Genomic DNA, 4612 nt, shown 5'->3' with positions numbered 1-4612 from the left:
GCGAGACCGTCAAGGTCCAGGTCATCAAGATCAACAAGGAAACCCACCGCATCTCGCTGGGCATGAAGCAGCTGCAGGACGATCCGTGGGATCTGGTCGCCGCCAAATACCCGCTGGAATCGGTGCACACCGGCCGCGTCACCAACATCACCGACTACGGTGCCTTCGTCGAGCTGGAGCCCGGCGTCGAGGGTCTGGTGCACGTTTCGGAAATGTCCTGGACCAAGAAGAACGTCCATCCCGGCAAGATCGTGTCGACCTCGCAAGAAGTCGAGATCATGGTTCTGGAAATCGACCAGGCCAAGCGTCGCGTGTCGCTGGGTCTCAAGCAGACCATGCGCAACCCCTGGGAAGTCTTTGCCGAAACCCACCCCGAGGGCACCCAGGTCGAAGGCGAAGTCAAGAACATCACCGAGTTCGGTCTGTTCATCGGCCTCGACGGCGAAATCGACGGCATGGTTCACCTCTCCGACATCTCGTGGGACGAGCGTGGCGAGGATGCGATCCAGAACTACCGCAAGGGCGACGTGGTTCAGGCCGTGGTCTCGGAAGTCGATATCGACAAAGAGCGTATCTCGCTGTCGATCAAGGCGCTGGGCGGTGACAAGTTCGCCGAAGCCGTTGGCGGCGTGAAGCGTGGCTCGGTGATCACCGTCGAAGTGACCGCGATCGAAGATGGCGGCATCGAGGTGGAATACGAGGGCATGAAGTCCTTCATCCGCCGTTCGGACCTGTCGCGCGACCGCGCAGAGCAGCGCCCCGAGCGTTTCTCGGTCGGCAACAAGGTCGACGTGCGCGTCACCAATGTCGACAGCAAGACCCGTCGTCTCGGCCTGTCGATCAAGGCACGCGAGATCGCCGAAGAGAAAGAGGCCGTCGAACAGTATGGTTCCTCGGACTCGGGTGCGTCGCTGGGCGACATTCTCGGCGCGGCGCTCAAGTCGGGCGACTGATCTCGCCGGGCTTTCGCTCAGGAAATGCAAAGGCCCCCGCAGATGCGGGGGCCTTTTTGTTTGACCTGTGGGGGGCCGCGATGGAAGCTGTGGCCATGGATCTGAGTGGCAACTGGACGGGTGTGTTTGACTACGGGCTTGGCGGCCAGGACGCGGTGCCCTTCACGGCGAGGCTGACGGATGTCGGCGGTGTGGTCTGGGGCGAGACGCTGGAGCCCAATACATTCGCCAGAAATGCCGGCCCGGAGCTGCGCGCCGAGGTCAGCGGGTCGCGCAGCGGTTTGGAGCTGCATTTCCGCAAGGCCTATCATGGCAAGCCAAGAGGCGGGGCGCATCCGATTCATTACACCGGACATATTTCGGCCGGGGGCAGGCGGATCGAGGGGCGCTGGCGCATCAATTTGCCCGACGTCCCCTTCGGCGGGCCCTTTGTCATGACACGGATCCCCGGGCTCGAGGTGACACGCGAGATCGCAAGGCAAGCCGAGGTCGAGGCATCCTGATGCAGGACCGGCAGGGACGAGGCAGGCGCAGGGCTTAGCGAAAAGCCCTGGACCAGAAACCGAGAAAGGGCCGAGAGATGGGCCAGAAAGTGGCAGTGATTACCGGCGCGGCGCGGGGCATCGGGCTGGCGACCGCCCGGCTGATGCAGGCCGAGGGCTGGCAGGTCGGCATGTGGGACCGCGACCGTCCGGCGCTGATGGCGGCGGTGGCCGGGATCCCCGATGCCTTTGCCTTGCCCTATGATGTCTCGGACCCCGACGAGGTGGCGCGGGCCTTTGCCGATCTGCGCAGCACCAAGGGGCGGCTTGATGCGCTGGTCAACAACGCCGGCGTTGCCGAGTTCGGCCCCATCGAGGAGACCGGATTCGACATGTGGCGGCGGGTGATGGCGACCAATCTCGACGGGGTGTTCCTGTGCAGCCAGGCGGCGATCCCGCTGCTCAGGGCCAGCCGCGGCGCCATCGTCAACATCGCCTCGATCTCGGGGCTGCGGGCCTCGACGCTGCGGGTCGCCTATGGCACCTCGAAGGCGGCGGTGATGCAGCTGACCATGCAGCAGGCGGCCGAGCTGGGCGAATACGGCATCCGCGCCAACTGCGTCGCGCCGGGGCCGGTGCGCACCAAGCTGGCGATGGCGGTGCACACGCAGGAGATCATCGACGCCTATCATGATGCGCTGCCGCTGAACCGCTATGGCAGCGAGGCCGAGATCGCCGAGGCGATCGGTTTCCTGTGTTCCGAGAAGGCCAGCTTCATCACCGGCCAGGTGCTGGCCGCCGATGGCGGTTTCCAGAGCACCGGGGTCGGGCTGCCGGCGCTACGGCGCTAGACTTCCGGCCGTGACAGGGCGCGAATCCACGGTCGCTTTTCCATTCCAAATCAACGGCTTCTCTGCGTTGCAGCGGCGCGCTCTGCCGGGCTTATGCGGCGCTGCATTAGCAAAGTTCCGCTGAAATGGGGTTTTCGACCCGCCCGGGGTGCGAAATCTTGCCAAAATCCGGCGCTATTTGTTTCCGTTTGCCGGGATTGTTTCTATAGTTCCCGGGATGCAAGCGACAAGACATGCACGCCCAGGGAGACCCATATGATTCGTTCGGAACTGATCCAGAAAATCGCCGATGAAAATCCGCATCTTTATCAGCGTGATGTCGAACGGATTGTGAACACGATCTTTGATGAAATCACAGACGCCATGTCTCGCGGCGACCGGGTGGAGCTGCGCGGTTTCGGAGCCTTTTCGGTGAAGAAGCGCGAAGCGCGTATCGGGCGCAATCCGCGCACCGGAGAATCCGTGCATGTCGAGGAAAAGCATGTTCCCTTTTTCAAGACCGGAAAACTGCTGCGCGACCGTCTCAACGGAAAGTAAGCCATGCGCTATATTCGCTATGCCTTTTGGGGCGTGCTCGCGATCGTCCTGATCTCGGTGGCGATCGCCAATCGCGGCATCGTCACGCTGAACCTGTTTCCCGAAGCGATCGCCGATCTGGTCGGTGTCAACCAGAGCATTGCCCTGCCGCTTTACGCGGTGATCCTGGCCGGCATCGCATTTGGCTTGCTGATCGGTTTTGTCTGGGAATGGCTGCGCGAGCACAAGCACCGCTCGGCCAAGTCCCGCAGCCAGAAAGAGCTGAAGCAGGCCCAGCGCGAGATGCGCCGGCTGAAGGGCGACAGCGGCGAGGCGCAGGACGAGGTGATCGCGCTTCTGGACAAGGCGGGCTGAGCGGCCTTTCGCGGCCCGCTCGGACTGGGGCCGGGGCGGGTGATTGCCATCCGCCCGCCGCGCCGCTATGGGGGTGACATGGATATCCGGGTGAAGATCTGCGGGCTGACGCGGCCCGAACATGTGGTGGCCGCCGCCGAGGCCGGTGCGGCCTATGCCGGCTTTGTCTTCTTCGAGAAATCGCCGCGCCACGTCGCCACCGAACTGGCGCGCGATCTGGCGCTGGCGGCGCCGGTGGGGCTGGCCAAGGTGGCGCTGACCGTCGATGCCACGGATGGCGAACTCGACCGTATCGTCGACCGGGTGCCGCTTGACCTGTTGCAGCTGCACGGGGCGGAAACCCCGGCGCGGGTGGCCGAGCTGCGCGCCCGCTATGGCCTGCCGGTGATGAAGGCGGTGGGCATCGCCGATGAGTCCGATCTTGGCGCGCTGCAGACCTATGGCGCGGTCGCCGACCAGCTGCTGGTCGATGCCAAGCCGCCCAGGGGCGCGGCGCTGCCGGGGGGCAACGGGCTGGCCTTTGACTGGCGGCTGGTGAACCGCAAGTACTGGCCCTGCCCGTGGATGCTGGCCGGGGGGCTGACGCCCGAGAATGTCGCCGAGGCGGTGAAGATGACCGGGGCGCGGCAGGTCGATGTCTCGTCCGGTGTCGAAAGCGCGCCGGGGGTGAAGGACGCGGCGCTGATCCGCGCCTTTGTCGCGGCGGCGACCGGGGCGGGGGCGACCGCCGACAAGGGCGTGCCGATCCTGCGCTGAGGCGCGTGATTGACGCGGGCGCGCGCGGCGCGGCATCGCGAAAGGCGAAAAGTCGCGATGTGGCGCGGCTGCTGGCCCGACCTGCCGGGGGCGGCGCATTCGACATCGCGGTTGCAGTGTTAAAAATCGCTTTGCACTTGCCCCGATCCGGCCTGCGTTTTAAAGCCATTTGACGCAGAGGGTAACGCGGGTGCAGAGAGGGCAGGACGATGGCCGAAGATCTTTTCAACAGCTTCATGAACGGACCCGACGACAAGGGCCGTTTCGGCGATTTCGGCGGGCGTTTCGTGTCGGAGACCCTGATGCCGCTGATCCTCGACCTCGAGGCCGAATATGAAAAGGCCAAGACCGACGCCAGTTTCTGGGCCGAGATGGACGATCTCTGGGAACATTATGTCGGCCGCCCCAGCCCGCTTTATTTCGCCGAGCGCACCACCGAGACCCTCGGCGGCGCCAAGGTCTATTTCAAGCGTGACGAGCTGAACCACACCGGCGCCCACAAGATCAACAACGTGCTGGGGCAGATCATTCTGGCGCGGCGCATGGGCAAGAGCCGCATCATCGCCGAGACCGGCGCCGGCCAGCACGGCGTCGCCACCGCTACGGTCTGCGCCCTGTTCGACCTGCCCTGCGTCGTCTACATGGGCGAGACCGACATCGAGCGCCAGGCCCCCAACGT

7 protein-coding genes are annotated in these 4612 nt (G+C 64.7%); all 7 read left to right on the top strand.

The genetic code is table 11. The features are described from left to right. Window positions 1–953 (top strand): S1 RNA-binding domain-containing protein (locus tag ABZD10_RS13900; RefSeq protein WP_372887365.1); only part of this gene is annotated, 953 nt, incomplete at its 5' end. Window positions 954–1033: 80 nt separating this feature from the next. Further along, entirely contained in the window at window positions 1034–1456 is a 423-nt protein-coding gene (locus tag ABZD10_RS13895; RefSeq protein ID WP_372887363.1) for a hypothetical protein, read from the top strand. Window positions 1457–1533: 77 nt separating this feature from the next. Further along, entirely contained in the window at window positions 1534–2286 is a 753-nt protein-coding gene (locus ABZD10_RS13890) for an SDR family NAD(P)-dependent oxidoreductase (RefSeq protein WP_372887361.1), read from the top strand. A 255-nt stretch (window positions 2287–2541) separates the two neighbouring features. Beyond that, entirely contained in the window at window positions 2542–2823 is a 282-nt protein-coding gene (ihfB, locus tag ABZD10_RS13885; RefSeq protein WP_372887359.1) for an integration host factor subunit beta, read from the top strand. A gap of 3 nt (window positions 2824–2826) precedes the next feature. Then, the gene (locus ABZD10_RS13880; RefSeq protein ID WP_372887358.1) at window positions 2827–3177 is read left to right on the top strand and encodes a lipopolysaccharide assembly protein LapA domain-containing protein; all 351 of its coding nucleotides are present in this window, start codon (window positions 2827–2829) and stop codon (window positions 3175–3177) included. A 78-nt stretch (window positions 3178–3255) separates the two neighbouring features. Beyond that, complete coding sequence (locus tag ABZD10_RS13875) at window positions 3256–3933, top strand: phosphoribosylanthranilate isomerase (RefSeq protein WP_372887356.1); 678 nt, start codon at window positions 3256–3258, stop codon at window positions 3931–3933. Between the two features lie 209 nt (window positions 3934–4142). Further along, the coding region (locus ABZD10_RS13870; protein WP_372887354.1) for a pyridoxal-phosphate dependent enzyme at window positions 4143–4612 on the top strand (470 nt) is incomplete at its 3' end.

Origin of the sequence: Shimia sp. (genome assembly GCF_041624275.1) — a bacterium.
Classification (GTDB): Bacteria; Pseudomonadota; Alphaproteobacteria; order Rhodobacterales; family Rhodobacteraceae; genus Shimia.
This window is presented reverse-complemented; position numbering and strand designations above follow the sequence as displayed.